13 protein-coding genes are annotated in these 23,457 nt (G+C 45.7%); 7 read left to right on the forward strand and 6 right to left on the reverse strand.

What is annotated here, in order from left to right:
* The first annotated feature begins 476 nt into the window (after positions 1 to 476).
* From L2729_RS20465 to L2729_RS20490, 6 genes are all read left to right on the forward strand, one after another.
* Positions 477 to 1,595 (forward strand): acyltransferase family protein, encoded by a 1,119-nt coding sequence (locus tag L2729_RS20465; RefSeq protein WP_248989923.1) that lies wholly within the window; start codon positions 477 to 479, stop codon positions 1,593 to 1,595.
* A 31-nt stretch (positions 1,596 to 1,626) separates the two neighbouring features.
* Positions 1,627 to 2,712, forward strand: a complete 1,086-nt coding sequence (locus L2729_RS20470; RefSeq protein WP_248989924.1) for a shewanella-like protein phosphatase — start codon at positions 1,627 to 1,629, stop codon at positions 2,710 to 2,712.
* Positions 2,713 to 3,051: 339 nt separating this feature from the next.
* Positions 3,052 to 4,155 carry an efflux RND transporter periplasmic adaptor subunit gene (locus L2729_RS20475; protein ID WP_248989925.1) on the forward strand — a complete coding sequence of 368 codons (1,104 nt, stop codon included), beginning with the start codon at positions 3,052 to 3,054 and terminating at the stop codon, positions 4,153 to 4,155.
* Positions 4,156 to 7,260, forward strand: coding sequence for a multidrug efflux RND transporter permease subunit (locus L2729_RS20480; protein WP_248989926.1), 3,105 nt, complete (start codon positions 4,156 to 4,158; stop codon positions 7,258 to 7,260). It abuts the gene before it with no gap.
* 313 nt (positions 7,261 to 7,573) lie between these two features.
* Positions 7,574 to 7,753: a hypothetical protein gene (locus L2729_RS20485; RefSeq protein ID WP_248989927.1), complete on the forward strand. Its 180-nt coding sequence runs from the start codon at positions 7,574 to 7,576 to the stop codon at positions 7,751 to 7,753.
* A 187-nt stretch (positions 7,754 to 7,940) separates the two neighbouring features.
* The gene (locus L2729_RS20490; RefSeq protein WP_248989928.1) at positions 7,941 to 8,414 is read left to right on the forward strand and encodes a LabA-like NYN domain-containing protein; all 474 of its coding nucleotides are present in this window, start codon (positions 7,941 to 7,943) and stop codon (positions 8,412 to 8,414) included.
* Between the two features lie 205 nt (positions 8,415 to 8,619).
* Here L2729_RS20490 and L2729_RS20495 read toward each other — a convergent pair whose 3' ends face one another.
* The 6 genes from L2729_RS20495 to malQ all read right to left on the reverse strand — a co-directional run bounded on the left by L2729_RS20495 (position 8,620) and on the right by malQ (position 21,097).
* Positions 8,620 to 10,359, reverse strand: coding sequence for a glycogen synthase (locus L2729_RS20495; protein ID WP_428848271.1), 1,740 nt, complete (start codon positions 10,357 to 10,359; stop codon positions 8,620 to 8,622).
* A 105-nt stretch (positions 10,360 to 10,464) separates the two neighbouring features.
* Positions 10,465 to 11,730 carry a glucose-1-phosphate adenylyltransferase gene (gene glgC, locus L2729_RS20500; RefSeq protein WP_248989929.1) on the reverse strand — a complete coding sequence of 422 codons (1,266 nt, stop codon included), beginning with the start codon at positions 11,728 to 11,730 and terminating at the stop codon, positions 10,465 to 10,467.
* A gap of 55 nt (positions 11,731 to 11,785) precedes the next feature.
* Positions 11,786 to 14,290, reverse strand: coding sequence for a glycogen/starch/alpha-glucan phosphorylase (locus tag L2729_RS20505; RefSeq protein WP_248989930.1), 2,505 nt, complete (start codon positions 14,288 to 14,290; stop codon positions 11,786 to 11,788).
* Positions 14,287 to 16,524 (reverse strand): glycogen debranching protein GlgX, encoded by a 2,238-nt coding sequence (gene glgX / locus L2729_RS20510; protein WP_248989931.1) that lies wholly within the window; start codon positions 16,522 to 16,524, stop codon positions 14,287 to 14,289. The genes L2729_RS20505 and glgX overlap by 4 nt, the downstream gene beginning before the upstream one ends.
* 3 nt (positions 16,525 to 16,527) lie before the next feature.
* Positions 16,528 to 18,792, reverse strand: a complete 2,265-nt coding sequence (gene glgB, locus L2729_RS20515; RefSeq protein ID WP_248989932.1) for a 1,4-alpha-glucan branching protein GlgB — start codon at positions 18,790 to 18,792, stop codon at positions 16,528 to 16,530.
* Positions 18,785 to 21,097: a 4-alpha-glucanotransferase gene (malQ, locus tag L2729_RS20520; RefSeq protein WP_248989933.1), complete on the reverse strand. Its 2,313-nt coding sequence runs from the start codon at positions 21,095 to 21,097 to the stop codon at positions 18,785 to 18,787. The genes glgB and malQ overlap by 8 nt, the downstream gene beginning before the upstream one ends.
* 446 nt (positions 21,098 to 21,543) lie before the next feature.
* Here malQ and yiaY point away from each other — a divergent pair, with 446 nt between their 5' ends.
* A complete protein-coding gene (gene yiaY, locus L2729_RS20525; protein ID WP_101090576.1) occupies positions 21,544 to 22,692 on the forward strand; it encodes an L-threonine dehydrogenase in 1,149 nt (382 codons plus the stop codon).
* The last annotated feature ends 765 nt before the right edge of the window (positions 22,693 to 23,457 follow it).

A 23,457-nucleotide genomic window follows, 5' to 3' on the forward strand; every position in this document is an offset into this window, starting at 1 on the left:
AGTGCTTGAGATACGTCCATAAAAAATCCGAATGTAAGGAATACATTCGGATTTTCGCATGCTGAGAAGATCGGTCAACCGATCAAATATTGACTAACTGATCGGCATTAGGGGCTTAGGCCTCTGTTTTTATTTCAATAATCTAGACCTTACCGAAACAGTTCTGCCACACATCAATTTATGTCTGCATCGATTTGTAAAGCTAAAGCAATTTCAGCGACATACTCAATCCACACCACCTTAGTTCACTTTCCCCATTGTTAATATTTCCCAATGATTGATCCTGTAGATAATTTAAAATCACGTGTCTGGGGATTACTACCAAATGATTTCTCTTTGACGCTCTCATAGTTTCAGTCGGCTGAATAAGACCAAAAATAACTCATCACAGCTTATTTTCAATTTCACAACAAAATAAGCTCAAATTATGAGATGCTAGTTTATAAATCAGTGGAATAACAATAAGTGTAAATACCATGGATGAAAAAATTACTCAGCCACAAGACAATACGCCGCCCTCTCAAACCGCTAGTGCAGCTAAAGATATAAAACCTAAAAAATTTTTAAACAGTATTAATCATTTTCGTGGTATCGCCATCATCTTTATTGTTATGGCGCACTGCTACCGTCCTGCCGGATGGGAAATTGAAACTTTTGCCGACAAAGCTTGGTTTAATTTAATGATGAATGGCACGGTCTTTTTTGTGTTTATTTCAGGCTTTCTGTTTCACCATGTGTTTTATAACCGCTGGGATTATAAAAAATACATGAAGAGCAAAACTAAGTTTGTTTTTCTGCCCTATTTACTGCTGTCGCTACCTTGGATTGTCTGGCATCTCACCGTTGGAACCGAGCCTGCATTACATGTACTTTATGCCGATATCACTGCGCCTGCAGAGGCTGCAAGCTGGTATGTCATCACCGGGCGTACATTAACTGCCTATTGGTATATTCCAATGGGTATGATGCTTTTTGCCCTGTCACCGTGGGTAATGTACTTAATTAAAAAACAACACGTCATGTATTGGGCTGTTGCGCTGCTTGCTATTGCCGTCATGGTGCATCGGCCAATTTCCAACCTTAATGCTATTCAATCCTTAGTTTACTTTCTCCCGGTGTATTTACTGGGGGTGTGGGGATCAGCACATCGCGATAAGCTGTTCCCGTTTATTGATAAGTACTGGATCCCTATGTTTATTTCAGCAATTGCATTGGCATTGGTTCAAGCGCAATTTTTTGGTGCTGGCGTGCTTAATAAATCCCCATTTGAAATGACCGTGCCCGATCTAATGCTACCGCAAAAACTGCTACTGACATTAGTGATCTTGGCCATTTTGAACAAGTTTGAACATATCTCAATCGCGCCACTGCAAAAGTTAGCGGAGGTGAGTTTTGCCATTTACTTTATCCACCCGTGGCTCACTACGCCTTGGTGGATGATCTACGATAGCCCAGACTTGTTCGGCCTAGCAGGTAAAGGCAACATCTTCACCACGTTAATTGTCACGCTTATTGTGGTCGCCATTTCGTATATGATCGCCGTGTTGATCAAAAAATTATTAAGTAAACGCAGCCGATACCTCATCGGTTGGTAGTCATTTGTTCAAAAAGAATAAGAAGTAGAAAATGAATAAAATTTATTGCCTTGCAGTACTGGGTCTAACGCTGCTGAGCCCACTTGCACTTGCCAATACTGCAACTGAGTTTGATGGCCCTTACGTGATAACACCGATATCTGGTCAAAGCACGGCTTACTGGATCTGTGACAACAAACTCAAAACGACCTCGATAGAAAAGCTGCAAGTAAATCGACCCGAGCATTGTGGAGATTTACCCGAGACTAAGCTCTCAAGCGAGATTAAGCAGCTCATGCCTGACACTTACGTAGGTATTAAAAAGGTGGTCGCGTTAAGTGATGTACACGGCCAGTATGACGTTCTGCTGACTCTGCTTAAAAAGCAAAAGATTATTGATAGTGATGGAAATTGGGCCTTCGGCGAGGGGCATATGGTGATGACGGGAGATATTTTTGACCGCGGCCATCAAGTCAATGAAGTGCTGTGGTTTATGTATCAGCTCGACCAACAAGCACGAGACGCTGGCGGCATGGTACATCTATTAATGGGCAATCATGAACAGATGGTACTCGGCGGTGACTTACGCTATGTACACCAGCGTTATGATATAGCCACAACCCTCATTAACCGCCCCTATAACAAGCTCTACGGCGCAGATACTGAAATAGGTCAGTGGTTAAGAAGTAAGAACACCATTATCAAGATCAACGATGTGCTGTATATGCATGGTGGGATCAGCAGCGAATGGATCAGTCGAGAGCTAACCTTAGACAAAGCGAATGCACTGTATCGAGCTAATGTGGATGCTTCGAAAAAATCACTAAAGGCGGATGACTTACTCAATTTCCTTTTTTTTGGAAACGGACCAACTTGGTATCGAGGCTACTTTTCAGAAACATTTACCGAAGCTGAACTGGATACCATTTTGCAACACTTTAACGTTAATCATATCGTGGTCGGACACACCTCCCAAGAACGGGTCTTAGGTCTGTTCCACAACAAAGTCATTGCCGTCGATAGCAGCATAAAAGTCGGTAAATCAGGTGAACTGCTATTACTGGAAAATAACCGGCTTATACGCGGGTTATATGACGGAACACGTGAAACACTGCAGGCAAATAGCCTTAATCAATAAAAAGTCCCTAAGCTAGATAGTAAGCAAAGCAGAATGGTGGCAGTCAATAAGTGACAGCCACCTAATTCATTTGGATTGGTTCTCTAACCACTATTCATTTAACACACTCTGTCAGTCAGTGCGCTTATCTGCGCTTCATTACTCAATAAAACTAACTTACAGCGCGACAAATGATACGCAAGCTCAATAAATGTGACCTATACGTTAATTCAGCAGGCTTTTTGTACCGAGACTGTAAATAACTAAACGCTAATTTTCTCTACTTTACATTGCTTTACCCTACTGAGGCTGTTTTTTTCTTAAAATACACCCAACTTCGGCAGCCTTAAGTAATCACTCATGAAAACCTCATATTTTCTCATTCCTCTCTTGCTGATACTGGCCGGTACGCTGACGTATAGCCGTTTATCTGAGGCTAAAAAACCGGTTTCAAAAGAGCGAGCAGTTCGTACTGTCCCCGTGATCACCGGGACTGTTGAGCAACATGATTTAGCACAATCGCTATCGCTCGTTGGTAAACTTGATGCTGAACAGTCAGTGTTTATAGCACCACAAATCGCGGGAAAAATACGTGCGATTAATATCAGTTCAGACCAAGAGATAAGCGAAGGCCAACTACTCATTCAACTTGATGATGCAAAAGCGCAAGCAGCACTTGCAGAAACCGCTTCATACCTCGCGGATGAAAAGCGCAAACTCAAAGAGTTTTCAAAACTGATTAGCCGCAATGCCATTACCCAGACTGAGATTGATGCACAAAAAGCCAATGTTGATATGGCAACAGCCAGACTCGCAGCAGCCCAAGCCGACTTGGATTACCATTATTTAATAGCCCCCTTCTCGGGAACTGCAGGTTTAATCGACTTTAGCCAAGGAAAGATGGTGACGGCCGGAACCGAGCTCATCACCCTCGACGACCTGTCGAGTATGCGCTTAGATCTGCAAGTCCCTGAGCATTACCTCGCCTTACTCAGTCCCGGAATGACCGTGGTAGCCACTAGCCGTGCTTGGCCAGATACCCACTTTAGCGGTGAAGTCATTGCAATCGATTCCCGCGTCAACCAAGACACCTTAAATTTGCGCGTTAGGGTCCAGTTCACCAATCCTAATCATCATCTAAAGCCTGGCATGATGATGTCTGCCACCTTGGTTTTTCCGACAGTCTCTGAGCCGGTTATTCCCGTGCAAGCATTAGAGTATTCCGGTACCAATCGATTTGTTTATGTCATTGGAGAAGACAATATCGCTAAGCGCACTAAAGTGACCTTGGGCGCCCGCATCGACAATGAAGTATTGATCACTAATGGCTTAGCCATTGGCGATAAGGTCGTCGTACAAGGGCTGGTCAATATGCGCGATGGTTTACGTGTCGAAGATTTAACCCCCTCAGTGATTGCCAAAGAAGCTGAACAGCATACAGAACAAGCACGAGGTAGCATTTAAATGTGGTTATCAGATGTATCCGTCAAACGTCCCGTGGTGGCAATTGTTTTAAGCTTACTGCTGTGTGTATTTGGCGCAGTCTCGTTTAGTAAGCTCTCAGTGCGTGAAATGCCTGACGTTGAAAGTCCAGTCGTCACAGTGATGACCACCTATGACGGCGCCTCGGCGACCATTATGGAGAGTCAAATAACCACCGCATTAGAAGATGAACTTACCGGTATTAGCGGCGTAGACCAAATTGAGTCCGTGACCCGTAACGGCATGAGTCGGATAACGGTGACCTTCTTTTTAGGATGGAACCTAACGGAAGGGGTCAGCGATGTACGTGATGCTGTCGCCCGCGCTCAACGCCGGCTGCCAGATGAAGCAAAAGATCCTATCGTTTCAAAAGATAACGGCACCGGTGAGCCCTCGGTATACGTTAACTTGAGTTCCTCAATAATGGATAGAACTCAACTTACCGACTACGCCCAGCGCGTACTTGAAGACAGATTCAGCCTCATCAGCGGCGTGAGTAGCGTCGACATCTCTGGCGGCTTATATAAAGTCATGTACGTTCAACTTCAGCCAGAACTCATGGCGGGCAGGCAAGTGACTGCCAGCGACATTATTAAGGTTCTCAATCAAGAGAACGTAGAAACCCCTGGCGGTGAAGTCAGAAATGACACCACTGTGATGGCCGTAAGAACGGCAAGGCTATATCAAAAACCTGAAGATTTTGACTACCTAGTACTGCGCAGATCAAGCGACGGCACGCCGGTCTATTTAAAAGATGTGGCCAATGTTTTTATTGGTGCAGAGAACGAAAATTCGACGTTTAAAAGTGATGGTGTCGTCAATATCAGTTTAGGTGTGGTGCCGCAATCCGATGCCAACCCACTTGAGGTTGCTCAAGATGTGCATAAAGAAGTTGACCGCATTCAGCAGTTTCTTCCAGAAGGGACAACGTTAATCGTCGACTATGACTCCACCGTGTTTATCGACCGCTCTATTGATGAAGTGTTTAATACCTTAGCGGTAACGGCTTTACTGGTGATATTGGTGCTGTACATTTTTATCGGCCAAGCACGCGCCACGCTTATTCCTGCCGTTACCGTGCCAGTGTCTTTGATCTCAGCCTTTATCGCCGCTAATACTCTGGGTTTTTCGATTAACCTATTGACCTTAATGGCGCTAATTTTATCCATTGGCTTAGTGGTCGATGACGCCATTGTGGTGGTTGAAAATATCTTCCACCATATTGAAAAAGGGGAACCCCCTCTCCTTGCGGCTTACAAAGGTACGCGTGAGGTTGGTTTTGCCGTTGTCGCCACCACCGCTGTTCTGGTGATGGTGTTCCTGCCCATTTCATTTATGGAAGGCATGGTTGGCCTGCTATTTACTGAATTTTCGGTGATGTTGGCAGTGTCAGTTATTTTTTCCTCGATTGTCGCATTAACCTTAACGCCGGTACTGGCCAGCAAACTGCTAAAAGCAAATGTTAAGCCGAATCGTTTCAATCTTTGGATAGAGTCCATGTTCGCGCGTCTAGAACTGTTCTACCGACGCATGGTTAGCAAAGCGGTGTCATTAAGATTAGCGGCACCACTGGTGATTATCGCTTGTATTTTAGGCAGTTGGTTTTTGATGAATCAAGTGCCCGCTCAGCTTTCCCCACAGGAAGATAGAGGGGTGATATTCGCCTTTATCAAGGGTGCAGAAGGGACCAGTTACAACCGTATGGCGGCCAATATGGAGATAGCCGAAAAGAAACTCATGCCGCTATTAGGCCAAGGTGTGGTCAAGTCCTTTAGTATTCAAGCCCCCGCTTTTGGTGGTCGTGCTGGCGATCAAACTGGTTTTGTGATTATTCAGCTAGAAGATTGGAACGAGCGTGACATCAATGCCCAACAAGCGCTAGGCGTCATTGCCAAAGCCTTAAAAGGGATCCCCGATGTAATGGTGCGCCCAATGTTGCCTGGCTTTAGGGGCGGTTCGAGCGAACCAGTACAATTCGTTTTAGGGGGCTCTGATTACCAAGAGTTATTTAAATGGGCGACCGCGCTGGAAGAGGAAGCTCTGTACAGTCCAATCCTAGAAAGCCCTGAAATTGACTATAAAGAGACCACACCAGAACTGGTGGTCACGGTTGATCGTGAACGCGCAGCTGAACTGGGCGTTAGCGTGGCAGAAGTGTCTGAAACCCTAGAGATCATGTTAGGTGGCCGCAGTGAAACCACCTTTGTCGAGCGTGGTGAAGAGTATGACGTATATCTTCGTGGTGATGAAAATAGCTTTAACAGCGTTGCCGATCTCAGCCAGATCTATATGCGTTCAGCTAAAGGGGAGCTAATTACGTTAGACACTATCACCCATATTGAAGAGGTCGCTTCAGCGCAAAAGCTAAGCCACAACAATAAACAGAAGTCGATAACCCTTAAAGCCAACTTAGGCGAAGGTTACACCTTAGGTGAAGCGTTAGACTTTTTAGATCAAAAAGCAATTGAGATGCTGCCAAGCGATATTTCAGTGGCTTATACCGGTGAGTCAAAAGACTTCAAAGAGAACCAGAGCAGCATATTTATCGTGTTTGGTTTAGCGCTACTCGTCGCCTATTTAGTGCTGGCTGCGCAATTCGAAAGCTTTATCAACCCGTTAGTGGTGATGTTCACCGTGCCTATGGGCATATTCGGTGGTTTCTTAGGGTTATATTTAACCGGTCAAGGGCTGAACATTTATAGCCAAATTGGCATGATCATGCTTATCGGTATGGTGACCAAAAACGGCATTTTGATTGTTGAATTTGCCAACCAGCTTAGAGATAAAGGCTTGGAGATAGAACAAGCCATTATTGACGCATCGGCAAGACGTTTGCGCCCGATTCTAATGACCGCTTTTACCACACTGATTGGTGCAATACCCTTGATTATGTCAACGGGTGCAGGCTCAGAAAGTCGTATTGCCGTCGGTACAGTCGTGTTCTTCGGCATGGCATTCGCCACATTAGTCACGCTACTGGTGATCCCCGCCATGTATCGATTGATCTCAGGGGCGACTAAGTCACCAGGGTATGTAGAGGCTCAGCTCGATAAAGCCATAGCAGAGCAGGAGCTAAAGCAGTTGTAGTGTTAGTGGTTATCTAAATTTAGGGCTTACTCGCGTAAGCCCTTTTTTGTGTCAGTCACCTTGTGCAAAATCTCCTATCTCAAGCTAGGACAAATGGATTAATGTTAAAAGACGCTGTAATAAATTCCTTGGCTTCATAGAACAAATTAACCTACTCATAAACCAAACCTAAACCTAAACCTAAACCTAAACCTAATTTTGGACAATTTAGCCTCTCTAAATACACAGTTTTGTAAAACCCTACTACAATTAAGAGTATCTTCAATTGGTTGAAAGTAAGTGGTCTTTAACCTCAGATAAGACGGTTAAGCTTATGATTAAGCCTAAAATATCCCCTAGAGTGATTGAAACCATTAATATTAATGGTCAGTATTTTGCTGACCGACGCGCAGCCCCCAAAGAGCAAGCCACTGACAATCCTCAAGTCGAAGCCTATGAGCGTAGACGCAAAAATAGCAGTCATAGATACGTCAATATCGACATTTGGGTCTAATCGCCGCTTACCTACTGCACTTTATACTGCCACCGAATGATTCTATATTGGGTGCGATGGGAATAACCTTTGCTTATGCTCAGCAGTCTCTAGCATTAACTATCTGCTTTTAATCTCTCGCGACGCTTCACTCCTTTACCTGCCTAATGTATTGTCTTGAGCGCTACTTTCTAAAAATGGTCATCCTGTGAAAAAAATTGCTTTGTTTGTTGATGTACAAAATATCTACTACACCTGCCGACAAGCCTACGGTCGTCAATTTAATTACCGTAAACTTTGGCAACACCTTGGCTATGAAGGCGAGATAACCAATGCTACAGCTTACGCCATTCATCGTGGCGATGACGGTCAGTTAAAATTCCAAGATGCGCTGAAACACATAGGTTTTGAGGTCAAGCTCAAGCCTTTTATACAACGCAGTGACGGTTCGGCTAAGGGGGACTGGGATGTGGGGATCACTATCGACATTATGGAAGCCGCAAGTGATGTTGATTGTGTAATTCTACTGTCAGGTGATGGCGACTTCGATCTGTTGATGCTAAAAATCTACCAAAAGTATGGCGTTGAAACCCAAGTGTATGGCGTTCCAGGTTTAACGGCAAAATCCTTGATCGACTCCACAGGTCAATACCACGAAATTGATGCTAGCTTGTTGCTCTAATTTACCGTTCTAATTTGTAGCTCTTGTCTCAGTTCTTATCTGTAAATGGCATCAAATACTCGACGCCATTGAGTTAATAAAAACCTGTAGCGGATTCGCAGTCCAATCGCAGCGGTGCTCTTATTCGCTCCTTCATAACAGAATGTAGTCGGTTTATAAAAAGCCTTTAACGGTTTCATTAAAGGCTTTAAATATAAACCCCAGCTTAAACGCAATAAAGCTGCTCTACATATTTAACCGCTTGGCTTTGCCAGTCAAAACGTTGCTGCTTAGCGAGTCGTTCCATTGAATGCCATTTATCACTCTGATATAGCGCCATAGCACCTTCAAAGGTAGAGATTAGCGCAGCGCCTTGTTCAAACACATTATCTCCTTCAAATACAAATCCCGTTTCTAAATGATGCACTGTATCTTTAAGTCCACCCACGTTATTGACCAAACAAAGCTGCCCTTCTCGCATTGCTAGCATTTGACTAATGCCGCAAGGCTCAAAGGAACTTGGCATCAGAAACAGGGAACCATATTGATATAGCGTCTTCGACAACTCTTCATCATAGCCGTCAAGAAAAATAAAATTAGCATAACGAGCAGCCATATTGCTAAATTCACGTGCAATGTTAAGGTCACCACAACCCAGCAACACAAACTTACCGCTAGGTTTTAGCAAGGCCATACGCTCAAGTAAAACTTGTAATACTGTTTTGCCACGCCAAAAGATCTCAGCCACTTCATCGGTAAAACGATAACGTAAAATCATCACTTTTTGATCGGTGAGTCGACCTACTGACGTCATTAAAAAATCAGTCTCACTGGTTAATGCTGAATCTTGCGGCGATACCGATTGTCGAGCTACACCGCTAGTAACGCCATTATTCACCTGTTTACTCGCGCTCTTTTGCCATTGATTCAGGCGAGACTGCGCCACAAAATCCTGACTACTGACATGCTCTTTACCCATTTGCCAACGCAGTAAGGCTGACTCTGCTGTCGCTAACAATGCTTGCCAATCGTTAAGGGTTAATAGCCGCGGAGCTGACAGTTCGCCCTCCACGTCTGCCGTTTGACTCAATGGTTGGTCGGGGTACATGCAACCATTCAAAATACCAATAAGACTTTGCTGCTCAAGCTTTACTTGCAAGTCAGCTTCCAGCCCTTCACCCCCAAAAAAACCTCGGCTATGTGCTGAAGGCAGTAATACCTCTGCGGCATAACTGGGTGATACCAAATGCACCTTATCGCTCAAGACAATCGCGGCTCGCAGCGGGCTAACACAATTGGGATACCTTGGGTCAGTAATAGCTGAAAATTGCTGCTCGCTCAGCTTATCCGTTAACGTCGGCAACCAAGCCGTCAGTGAAGAACTATCATTGCGTAGCGGCCTAATACCTTGCATTGCCAAATTGTGAACACTAAATACACAAGGTAACGCCTGCAGTGAGTGTAAATCGCGATCAAATGCCCGCAACAGGGCAAAAATACCACAGTGCCAGTCATGTAGATGAATCACATCGGGCACTGGCGATATCACCTTACTTGGCTTATCCGCGGCAATGGCTAACAAATCATCACTCAATGCCTTGGCGACAGATAAACTAAACAGGGCAAACTTAGTCGCATCATCTGCAAAAGGACGCGCTGCATCGCCTTGGGAATAGATCTCGCCATTTGTGTTAAACAATGGATGTGAGAACAGATAGAAATAGCGATTATCCAGACTCGGATGAGCCGCTTTATAGACAACAACCTGCTCTTCTCGTCCAGTAAAGTTAACATTGATGTCTGCAAGCCACTGCGCATTAGCTGCACGGTCCAAAAAACCATAACTGGGCATCGCCACATCGACGGCAACGTTGAGCTTTGCTAACGCGAGTGGCAGATCCCTGATAACGTCCGCCATGCCGCCCACTTTACCGCCTTCGACAGCACCATTTTCAGCCGCTAACATCAATATTCTGGCCATGTTCTTATACTCAGTTTTATCATTTGTTTGATGAGTTTTTTTGCCAATATGGCTTGCAACATTCACTGCTGGTTGTTCATTTGCCATGGTTTACTCGTACCCCACTGGCAGACCCAACATGTCTCGCGTGACCAGCACCACACCTTTCTCGGAGACTCTAAAACCTTTGGCACGATCATGGTCAAGGTTATAGCCAATCACACTGCCCTCTGGAATGATGCAGCCGCGATCGATAATGGCATTTTTAATCTTACAGTTTCGAAGCACCACCACGTCAGGCAGGATCACAGAGTCTTCAACCAATGAGTATGAGCAAACCCTCACTTCATTAAACAGCACGCTGCGGCGCACCGTTGCGCCAGAGATAATGCAGCCCCCCGAAATAATCGAGTCGAGTGCCATGCCACGTCGGTCGTCGTCATCAAAGACAAATTTTGCCGGGGGCAGCTGCTCTTGATAGGTCCAAATAGGCCATTTAGCATCGTATAAGTTTAACGCTGGCGTGGGCGACAACAGCTCCATATTGGACTGCCAAAATGAGTCAAGCGTACCGACATCGCGCCAATAAGCCTCTTCATTTGGAAATGCGCTTCTAAATCGATGGGCAAAGACCTGGTGATCTTCAATAATCGACGGAATAATATCTTTACCAAAGTCGCGCTCAGAGTGCTCGTTTTGCGCATCACGCTTAAGCTGCTCGAATAAAAATTCGGTGTTAAATACATAGTTGCCCATGGACGCTAAACACTTTTCAGGGTCTTCAGGTAGGTGTTTTGGCAATTCAGGTTTTTCTTCAAATCCTAAGATCCGTCCAGACTCATCAACCTCAACAACGCCGAATGCACCAGCCGCTTCAGGCGTGGGCACTTCTAGGCAAGAGACGGTCATATCCGCCCCCGACTCAGCATGTGTGGCTAAAAGCCCCGCGTAGTCCATGCGGTAAACATGGTCGCCCGACAAAATCATCACGTATTTCGGCATTTCGTGACGAATAATATCAATGTTTTGAAACACAGCATCCGCTGTGCCTTGATACCAGTTTTCAGAATGGCGCTGTGAAGCCGGTAAAATCTCAACCGATTCGCCCAGCTCTTTCTTAAAATGGCCCCAGCCCCGCATCACATGGCGAATCAGCGAGTGTGACTTATATTGCGTCACCACCCCAATACGGCGGATCCCAGAGTTAACGCAGTTCGATAATGGAAAATCGATGATCCTAAACTTACCCCCAAAATACAGTGACGGCTTAGCACGCCATTCGGTGAGTTCGTGTAGCCTAGAGCCCCTGCCACCCGCAAGAATAATGGCATAGGTATCGCGCGTTAAATTACTAATGTAGCGTGGGTCATTGCTCATACTGGTTCACTCCTTGAACGTACGTTATTGATAGGCTTTATTAACAGAATGCTCATTACGCTCTCCAAATTTCATCACGGTATCCGGCGATAGTCATATCACTTGAGAAGCGACCGCTAGCCGCAGTATTTCTAATACTCATTTGCGTCCAACTCACTTGATCTTTGTAGCTATTAGCCGCCTCGACTTGCGCTAGGCGGTAAGATTCAAAATCAGCCGCGGTCATCCAGGGATCATCAGGGTTTTTAATGCTATTGATAATCGAGTCAAAAATGTCGGGTTCTTGCAGATTAAAGTGACCACTTTCTAATAATTCCATTACCCCTGATAAGGAGCTTGAAGCATTAATAAACGACTGTGGTTGATATTGTTCGTCCTGTCGCAATTGCGTGACTTCACTGGCATCAAGCCCAAACAGGAAAAAGTTTTCATGGCCCACCTCCTCCAGCATCTCTACGTTGGCGCCATCTAAGGTGCCTATGGTCAACGCACCGTTCATCATAAATTTCATATTGCCAGTGCCTGAAGCTTCCTTGCCCGCGGTTGAGATCTGTTCAGACAGATCCGTTGCCGGACAAATTTTTTCCATTGCGCTGACGTTATAATTCGGCAGAAAGGCAAATCGCAGATAGGGGCTAACAACCGCATCAGAATTAACCATATGCGCAACGTTATTGGCCAGTTTAATCAGCAGTTTAGCCATGGCATAACCTGGCGCGGCTTTGCCACCAATCAGCACACAACGGGGCACTAAGTTGTCAGTGTTACCCAACCTAATCTGTTGATAGAGATGGATAACGTGCAAGATATTAAGCAGTTGGCGTTTATATTCATGAATACGCTTAACCTGCACGTCGAACATCATCTCAGGATCAAATTCAACATTGCACTCGGTGCGGATCAACTGTTGCAACACCGCCTTGTTGGCTTGCTTAACAGCCGCCCACTCTTTAATAAAATCCACATCATCGGTAAAGGCGTTAAGCGCATTTAGGTGACTTAAATCAGTCACCCATTCATCCCCTAAGCGCTTACAGAGCAATGCACTTAACTTAGGATTACACTGTGCAAGCCAGCGCCTTGGTGTTACACCGTTGGTTCGATTGTTGAACTTTTCTGGCCAAAGCTGATAAAAATTACTGAACAAACCTGAGGTCAGCAGCTGAGTATGTAAACCCGCAACACCGTTAATAGAGAAGCTGGCCACAATGGCTAAATACGCCATGCGTACATGCGGCTCATCGCCCTCTTCAATAATTGACATATCAGCCAGTTTTACCGGTTCGCCAGGCCACTGATGAGCAACTATCTCTAAGTAACGCGCGTTTATCTCAAAAATGATCTCCATGATCCGCGGTAACATATGCTGCATCATTTTTACCGGCCAGCGCTCCAGCGCCTCAGGTAACAATGTATGGTTGGTATAGGCCATGGTTTGCGTTGTAACCTGCCATGCGTCATCCCATTCAAGGAAGTACTCATCAACCAGTAAACGCATCAACTCAGGTATCGCAATAGCGGGGTGCGTATCATTCAGTTGCATCACATTGAACGTGGCAAAATCACTAAAGTCATTGCCATGCAGACTGACCCAAGTGTTAAGAATGTCTTGTAAGCTAGCAGACGACAGGAAGTATTGCTGGCGTAGCCTTAACTCCTTGCCATTTTCACTGGCATCATTTGGATAGAGCACCATGGTGATCTGCTCAGCCATGTTTTTCCGTGCCACGGCTTCACTGTAATCCCCCTGATTAAACTCGGTGAGATCGAAATCATCGGTTGCTTCCGCTTTCCACAATCTTAAGGTATTAATACGACCATTCTGATAACCCGGTACTGGCATATCGAAAGCCACTGCAAGCACATCTTGCCTATCAACCCAAGTGACATTACAGCGTCCATTGGGGTCGATATAACTGCTGGTTCGGCCAAAAAAAGGCACTTTAACATTATATTGTGCGGCTCTGACTTCCCAAGGATTCCCCTCTCTAAGCCAGCGATCCGGACGCTCTACTTGAAAACCTTCCACCAGCTTTTGGGCAAACATGCCATATTCATAACGAATGCCATAGCCTGTCACCGCCAAGTTCATACTGGCGCAGCTATCTAAAAAGCAGGCCGCTAAGCGCCCTAAGCCACCATTGCCCAGCCCAGCGTCATGCTCTTGTTGCTCTACCTCTTCAAGCGTTACCGCATAATCCTTTAATGCATCACGGCTGGTTTGCTCAATATCGAGATTAAGCAACGCATTGCCCAGCGCACGCCCCATCAAAAACTCCAGTGACAGATAGGCCACCTGCTTCCGCTGTTGCGCAACATCATCAATGCGGGTTTGTCGCCAAGGGCCTAACATCTGCTCTTTTACCGTGGTCGCCAGCGCTTGAAACAGGTCCTGTTTTTCATACTCGTCACGCGTTAAACCATTATTAATATGCCGCGCCATCACCAGATGAAATGCATCGCAAGGCTCACATGGGCTATTTTCAGTCGGCTTATCATTCACCAAAGTGGCCTTCACCGGCTTGGCTTTGGTGGTGGTCGTCTTTACAGGTGCAGTCATGCGGTTGCTCCTTTAAGTTGGGCATAAAACAACATCACACTTCGCTCTTTGAGCTGATAGCTCTGAGTGAAAGGTGGAGATGAAGTGTCTATTTTTGATTCAGTGTTGGTTAAGCCCAGCTCTGGCTGAGAAAAGGCCTGTGGCACAAAGGGAGCCATCCCCTCAATGGCGACGGTACTCGACGTTATGTCGTCATTGGTTTGCGTCTGCAATAAGCAGTGCCACTCGCCGTAACCTTCAATACTCGGGGCATTAAATAGCAAGCTTTGATCATCGGCATTAAGCATTAACAGTAACGCCTGCTGCTCTGGCGCTGTTGAATGTTCAGCGGTAACTTCACCACAAAGTACCAAGCTCAAGCTGCGCGTGTGAGCATCGCCCCACTGCAGCTTATTCATAGGTTCGCCTTGTCGACAGAACCAACCTAGCCCACCGCCGTTTGTCGATACGTTTTGGTGAATAAAATGCTGAGGGTATAAACCGCAGAAACGCTTTCTAATCCCAATTAGACGTTTTACAAAATGCAGTAAACTGCGCTGCTCGGCAGTATTTGACCAGTCACGCCAATTGGTCGCGTTATCTTGGCAATAAGCATTGTTGTTGCCGTTTAAACTGTGGCCTATTTCATCTCCCGCGAGCAGCATGGGTACGCCCTGGGACAAGATTAATGTGGTGAGCATGTTTCTCACCTGACGCTGGCGCTGAGCATTCACATCAGCGCTGTTACTTTCTCCCTCTTCACCATAATTATGGCTATGATTTTCTTGGTGCCCATCGCGGCTTTGTTCGCCATTAGGATCATTATGCCTTTGGCAATAACTGACCAGATCGTGCAGACTAAAACCGTCATGACTGGTGATAAAGTTGATACTCGAACTTGCCTTTCTATCCGCATGTTCAAACAAGTCGCTCGAACCATGTAGCCTGCGAGCCAATTCAGGTAGCATGCCAAAGTCACCACGCCAAAAACGCCGCACCGTATCGCGATAACGATCGTTCCATTCACTCCAGCCCTGCGGATACCCCCCTAACTGGTAGCCTCCGGGCCCGATGTCCCAAGGCTCGGCGATCAGTTTGACTTTATTAAGCAGAGGATCTTGCGCTATCGCATCGAAAAATCCGGCGCCTTTATCAAAACCATGGCTTTCTCGACCTAGGCAACTGGCTAAATCAAACCTAAAACCATCAACCCCCATAATCTCGACCCAGTAACGCAGCGAGTCCATGACCAACTGCAAGACTTTGGGGTGACTAATGTTGAGCGTATTACCACAGCCGGTATCGTTGATATAAAACCGTTTATCACTCGGGAGCAGCCCGTAATAACTCAGATTATCGATACCTTTAAAACACAAGGTAGGTCCAAGACGGTTACCCTCGGCGGTGTGGTTATAAACCACATCTAAAATCACTTCGATACCAGCGCCATGCAGTGCACTCACCATGTTTCTGAACTGTTCAATAGGTGTTGGGGCAGTGAGAGAGTCACTTTGATATTGATGCTGAGGCACAAAAAAACTTAAGCTGTTATAGCCCCAATAGTTAGTCAGTTGTTTATCTTGTAGAAATGCTTCACTGATAAAACTGTGTACCGGCAATAGCTCAACACAGGTAACCCCTAATTCCGTTAAGTAACGCAGCACACTAGGCTCCGCCAGCCCCAGGTATGTGCCTCGAAGTGATTCATCTATCTCGCTGCAAAGCTGGGTAAAGCCTTTAACATGTAACTCGTAAATAATGTGACCGGTGAGATCATTCGTAATAGGCGTTGCTGACGCACGTAAAGGGGAAATTACGGATAGTAAGGAGGTATCAAGCACTTTGCATTTAGGCATATATGCTGCGTTATCACACTCGTCAAAAGAGAGATCTTCTAGAGCATGATCAGCACAATAGCCATAGTGGCTTTGATGTTCAATAAATTGACCCAGCCACTGTTTGGCGTATGGGTCGAGCAGTAGTTTATTGGCATTAAAACGGTGACCAGAATGAGGTTCATAAGGGCCATCGACTCGATAACCATAAACCAACGCCTTGTCCGAACATTCAATATGCAGGTGCCACACTTGCTGGCTTTTTTGCGTCAACGGATAACGTGCGAGTTCATTCTCGCCTGCGCTATCAAACACACACAGGGTTACCGCGGTGGCGTGGGCCGAGAACAGGGCAAAGTTAACGCCATGCTCATCTACCGTGGCACCGAGTGGATAAGGTCGCCCTACTGTGGTTTGCATCACTTACGCCTGACCTATAACTAAGCACGATAGCGGCGGAACCGTCACCAACGCGCTATAAGGCATCCCCTGGTAAGGGCTAGCTTCTGCGCTAATAACACCTTGATTGCCAACGTCACTGCCGCCATAAAATGCGCTATCACTGTTAAGCTTTTCAACAACATCGCTATTGTCAGCAAGCCCAATTCTAAAACCGTAATGCACCTCTGGCGTCATATTAACGATAAACACCAGCGGGTGTTTATTGCCAGCCTCACTTTGATCAGTGTTATCAGCCCCATAGCGGATAAAGCTGAAAATACTCGACTCAGCATTGTCACAATCTAACCAGCTAAAACCGCTGGGGTCGCAATCTTTTAACCACAGGGCAGAGGATGCTTTGTAGAGCTGATTTAAATCTTTAACCCAAGATTGCATCCCCGAATGAGGCGCGTACTGCAGTAAATGCCAATCTAAACTTACATCGTGGTTCCACTCATCTCGCTGAGCAAACTCATCGCCCATAAACAATAATTTCTTGCCCGGGTGACCCCACATAAAACCGTAATAAGCCCTTAACGTGGCAAATTTCTGCCAATCGTCTCCCGGTATTTTATGCAGTAATGAGCCTTTACCATGGACGACTTCATCATGGCTTAACGCTAGGATAAACTGCTCGGTATATTGGTAGACGAGGCTAAAGCTAAACTCATGATGGTGGTGCTGTCGATGGATAGGGTCGCGTTTTAAATACCCCAGGCTGTCATTCATCCAGCCCATATTCCACTTAAAGCCAAAGCCCAAATTATGTTGGGTGTTGCTATCTATCGACTCCGCTAACGGCTGGTCGATAATATGGCTTACCCCAGGCCAAGCTGTCGACTCCTCGGCAATCATGCAAACCCCCGGGAAACAGCTATAAATGCGTTGATTCAAATTTTGTAGAAAGCTAATCGCGGCTAGATTTTCTCGTCCGCCATTAGCATTGGGTAACCACTGCCCCGCTTCTCGGCTGTAATCTAAATACAGCATTGAAGACACGGCATCGAGCCTTAGCCCATCAAAGTGAAACTCTTCCAGCCAGTAGCAAGCGTTACTCAGCAGATAACTTTGTACCTCACCGCGTTCATAGTTGTAGATCAATGTATCCCAATCAGGATGCTCACCTTGGCGCGGGTCATCATGTTCATACAAACTCGTACCATCAAACTGGCATAATCCATGGGGATCTTTTGGAAAGTGTGCGGGTACCCAGTCAAGTAGCACCGCAATATCCGCTTGATGACAAGCATCAATAAAGCCTTTTAAACCATTCATATCCCCGAAACGGTAAGTCGGCGCATATAGCCCCACGGGCTGATAGCCCCAAGAACCGTCGAACGGATACTCGCTGATTGGCATTAACTGCAGATGCGTAAAGCCCATCTCAAGTAGGTAGGGGAGCAGCTGCAGCGTTAGTGCTGCATAATCAAGATACTTAGCACCATCATCACCTTGCCTGCGCCAAGAGGCTAAGTGCACTTCATAGATGGACATGGGCGCTTGATGCCACACCTTTTGGCTACGCTCAGCAAGCCATTGTTCATCTTGCCAAACATGAGCCTTTGCACTGCTCACCACCGAGGCATTACCCGGGGCGGGTTGCATCGCTTTGGCATATGGGTCGGCTCTTTCGATGCAAGCGCCATTGGCATCGATGATCTCAAATTTGTAGTAAGCACCAGCCGCCACATTGGGCACAAAAATCTCCCAAACACCGTTAGCAAGATGCTGACGCATCACATTAACAGCGCCGTCCCAATGGTTGAAATCACCGATTAAAGAAACCCGTTTAGCGTTAGGTGCCCAAACACAAAACAGCACACCAGCAACGCCTTGGCATTCACGCCAATTAGCCCCTATAAATCGATAAGCTTGTTGCTGAGCTCCTGCGCCAAAAAGATAGAGGTCATCAGCAGCGAGTAAACTGTCAAATTGATAAGGGTCGATAATATCGACCTCAGATAAAGGATATTGAACTCGCAATTTGTAGAGAAATGGCTTAACTCTGCGGCCCATTTTGCCGCTAAACAGGCCTTCATCATTCTCTTTAGTTAAACTGGCCACTTTGCGAGACGTTTTAATGCAAATCACCTCAACACTCACCGCGCCACGTAAAAAACAACGCACCGTAAGTGATTTACTGTTGTCACTTGCATGCATCCCTAATAGCGAAAACACATCGACAAACTCACCGTTTAGCAAGGCGACAGCGGAACCATGTTGAAATTCGGGAGCGTTGTTAGTCATAGCGGTTTAATCCATTAGATTGTGGTGACAATGTTGTCGGGCAAGGTGGAGTTTGAGCATCGGTTACACTCGCGGATGCTCGCGCCAGCCTAAGGTGTTTAAACAGCGCCTTAACACTCGTCGCAGCGGCTAAGACTTCAAGCGTAACTGGCATACGTCGCTGCCAATTGGGGTATTCAAGCCAAGTACCAGGGATATTTACCGGTTGATTGTCTTGCACTAGATCGCTCAACTGCACACTAAACAATGCGGCAGTACCCGCAGCGCAAACGGAGATCCAAGCCGGCAATAATGTTGAATAGTCGGTGGTGTTGATATCGCTATGGCTCAATGCGCCTGCATTACACAGCAGCGTGAGTAATTGCTGCTTTTCATTCTGACGATGTGACAGCGCATGTTGAAGATGACTGTCTTTATCAGTGTTAGTGTCGATAAGGCCAATCTTGTGTCTAAGATGAAGATCATCGGCTTGCCACCAAGCCAATAACGGCGGCACATCGTGATTAGCCAGCATCATCAAGCTTTGCGGTTTATAGTTTTCGGGCAAGGTAAAAGCATCATCTTGCTTACTGAAATAGAACAGATCATTTGACAGCACACCCGCATCAAAGAGTTTGCTGACTATCTCAGGCGGAATAAGCCCTAAATCTTCACCAATGACGCGGCAGCGTGCTCGCTGACTTTCAATGCACAAAATGGCCAGTAACGCATCCAGTGGATAATAAACGTAGGCGCCATTACCCTGTGCCGCAGATGCGGGCCACCACCATAGGCGCAACAGCGACATCACATGATCGATCCGCAGCGCACCACAAGACTGCATATTGGCGCGCAGCAGATAGATAAAATGTTGATAGCCACTGTGTTTAAGGGCAATAGGATCGAGCGGAGTCAGCCCCCAGTTTTGACCTTGGGGTGCAAATGGATCTGGCGGCGCGCCGATACTGGCTTGTTGGCAAAAGGGATTATTACCCGCTTGGACTTCAACACTGTTTGCCGCGGCGCCAACAGCGAGATCGCGTACTAAGCCAATCGACATTCCAAGCTGTTTAGCGTGTCCTTGGCATTGGGATAATTGCTGCTCAGCAACAAACTGTAGATAGGCAAAAAAGCGGTTATCTAGGCCTTCAAACTCGCTTAAACTTTGTGTGTCAGCCACCTGCTGATCACAGAACTGCATTAACGCCTCGCCTTTTTCGGCGATAAAAGCGTTAAAGCGTCGTGCCCGCGCACTCATAGGCTCAACATGACCTGATACAAACAACTGATATAACTGAGTAAAAATACGGTATTTGTGGCTACTGACCAAACGATAATCGAGCCAATCTGTCGCGTTAACCAGCGCCTTAGTTGCCAATAACTCGGATTCAAATTCAACATCACCCGAGTCAATTGTCCCTTTAGCCTTTTGTCGCAATAACAACTCAAATTCAGGCACCATCTCAATATTAATGTAGAGCGGGTTTAACCGGCGTCGATCAGATGGACTGTAGGGACTACAAGTTTGCGGGCTTGCAATATCAAGCGCATGCAAAGGGTTAAGTAGGATGAAACTCGCGCCCTCTTTGGCGACGACGGCAATGAGAGATAACAGATCAGCAAAATCACCAATACCCCACTGGGTATCACTGCGTAGGCTAAACAACTGAATGCTAAGGCCCCACAATCTATCGTTTAACGTTGTGCGACTAGGACTGCCTTGATAGGTCGTTGCGGGCGCAACTAACCAAGTACCAGAAACGGCCTCGCCTTTAATGGTGGAGTTTTCCAACTCAATACTTACTCGATGATAACCGAGTCCAATATAAGGAAGTTCAGCGCCGGACATTGGCTCAGTGCGCACAAGAGCAGACAGCAACAGCGCTTGAGTCATCGACAATTGGTAATGCAGGTATCCCACTGCACCCATTTGATAATTACCCACTACATTGACCAAACCGCCAATGTGACAGTGCAGCTTAGCGGCATAAAGAGAGAATTGATAAGCATCACCGCTTTCAAGTTGTAGATGAATATTCAGCAAGTCATTAGTATTTTCGGGCAAATAAAGGCTGAGCAAAGGCGCATTGATACTGCAGTGCTGAAAACTCGGCAATGGTTGGGTCCATGGCAGTGCATCGAGCTCGAAGGTTTTGCTCGCAACCATATCATCGCTAAGGCGTTGTTGGTTGTCAGTAATACCAGCATCCAACATGCAGCGTAAAATCCCGATGCGATCTTGTTCTGGAGTATAGATATTCTCGCCACTACAACTGACAAACTCGGCACCGACACCTTGCAAATACAGTAACTTCTCTAGCCCCATACTTGTCTTCCTTGAATTTAGTGACCCACTCTCTAGATGGAGCAGTAACCATGCCAACAACAAGTAACAGCTTAAAGACAGTTTTATTTCAATGAGGTGACAATTCTCTGCTAATGAAAATCAATAACTTAAACCAGCAAGAGCTCGTTGCCTCCTCAGTTATAAAATGATAATTAGACTTAGGGTGATTGGCTTTTTGCACAAAAAAAACGCAACAGTGCTTCAATAAAGAGCACTTGGGCCACATAAAGGGGGTTTAATGATGAAATTAGCAGCTGTCAACGTCATAAAATTACAGAATTAGCTACCTAGATCGAATTTTGGAGTCATTTCCACTAGTTTAAGGGCTAATTAAGAGCCAGATCACACCTTTATCGCATCAGTATTGGTACTTTAATTACCAGAAGATATAACAACTTTTAACATTAAGCGTATAGGTGAATTTTATGGCTGCTAAATTTTTTATCCCATCTGTCAATATCTTAGGCAAAGACGCGGTTACCGAAGCTATTGCAGATATCAAAGATCTTGGCTTTAAGAATGCTCTAATTGTGACAGACAAGCCTTTAGTTAATATCGGACTGGTTGCTCAAGTCACGGATAAGCTCGCAAGCAATGGTATTGCAGCGGTAGTATTCGATGGTGTACAACCAAACCCGACTATTGGTAACGTTGAAGCTGGCCTTGAGCTGCTCAAAGCAAATGATTGTGACTTTGTCATCTCTCTGGGTGGTGGTTCTCCTCATGATTGCGCTAAAGGCATCGCATTAGTGGCAACTAACGGTGGCAGCATTAAAGACTATGAAGGTCTGGATGTGTCTACTAAGCCACAACTACCACTTGTCGCGATTAACACTACAGCTGGCACTGCAAGTGAAATGACGCGTTTTTGTATCATCACTGATGAAAGTCGCCACATTAAAATGGCCATCGTCGACAAAAATACAACGCCACTTTTATCCGTTAATGATCCTGAATTGATGCTGCTCAAACCTGCTGGCTTAACAGCTGCAACAGGTATGGATGCACTCACTCACGCAATCGAAGCTTATGTTTCAATTGCTGCAAACCCAATCACGGATGCCTGTGCGATTAAAGCCATTGAGCTTATCCAAGGTAACCTTGTCGAAGCGGTTGAAAATGGTCAAAGCATTCAAGCACGTGAGCAAATGGCTTATGCACAGTTCTTAGCAGGCATGGCATTTAACAACGCGAGTTTAGGTTATGTGCATGCAATGGCGCACCAGTTAGGCGGATTCTATGACCTGCCACACGGCGTATGTAACGCATTGTTATTACCGCATGTACAAGCCTACAACGCACAAGTGGTACCTGAACGCTTAAAAGACGTTGCTAAAGCGATGGGTGTCGATGTCATTGCAATGAGCGATGAAGAGGGAGCTGCAGCTGCATTAGAAGCAATTAAAGCGCTATCTGTTGCTGTCAAAATCCCAGAAAACCTAACAAAGCTTGGTGTAAAAGCTGAAGATATTCCAACGCTAGCAGACAATGCATTGAAAGATGCCTGTGGATTCACCAACCCTAAACAAGCAACCCATGAAGAGATCTGTCAGATCTTTACTAACGCTTTATAGCGTTAGGCTTGAACTGAGTATTGGTTAAGTAAAAGGTGAAGCGGTAGCAAGCTTGTCAACACTCCCTTGGCAGAGCTTGTTATCTTTCATTGCCGTTTCAATCTACTGCTTAATTTAAAGCAGATTATAAAGCTTGAGTAAAAAATCTACTTAACTTAACGCCGAGTTCTTTATGAGATGTGCTTTGAGAAGATTTCCAGATATACAAATATCTCAAAATCAGTAAAAAAGCCTATAGATAGGCGATTTCAAGTGGTTTTCGATCGATTTTAATGATACAAATTGCTACAGTTACGATATAATTAAAGTGTTCGCTTTTTCCCTGCAAAAGTTAAAGCCAGCTTAAAAGCCCACTCCTCGGAGTGGGCTTTTTCCTTTCAGTCAATCCCTCCACTCTATGCTCCCCTTTACATTTACCAACAGCTCGTGCTATTCAATATTCCACCAAAAAATGTTAACTCATCTATGAACGCTTAAGCGAAACATCCATGCTGCGAGTCCGTTGTCGGCACTCAATAAAGTTTGATCATTTATCTATACGTTTTCAGATAAAGGAACTGAACTCATCTTAAGTTTTGATCGATGCGACAAAGACTGGCGCCTTAAAGAAATTGAGCCCGTGACCCTATAGCCTGCTCACTTTCAGCACGTTTATGTCGGATAGGCGGCACTTGTCACCAAGTACCGCCCTCCTAAGAACCGGACGTGCAACTTTCACTGCATACGGCTCAAGCCTCCACTAAGGCGTATTCTGTTACCCAGCAC

It is taken from the genome of Shewanella gelidimarina (assembly GCF_023283945.1).
In the GTDB taxonomy this organism is placed as follows: Bacteria; Pseudomonadota; Gammaproteobacteria; order Enterobacterales; family Shewanellaceae; genus Shewanella; species Shewanella gelidimarina.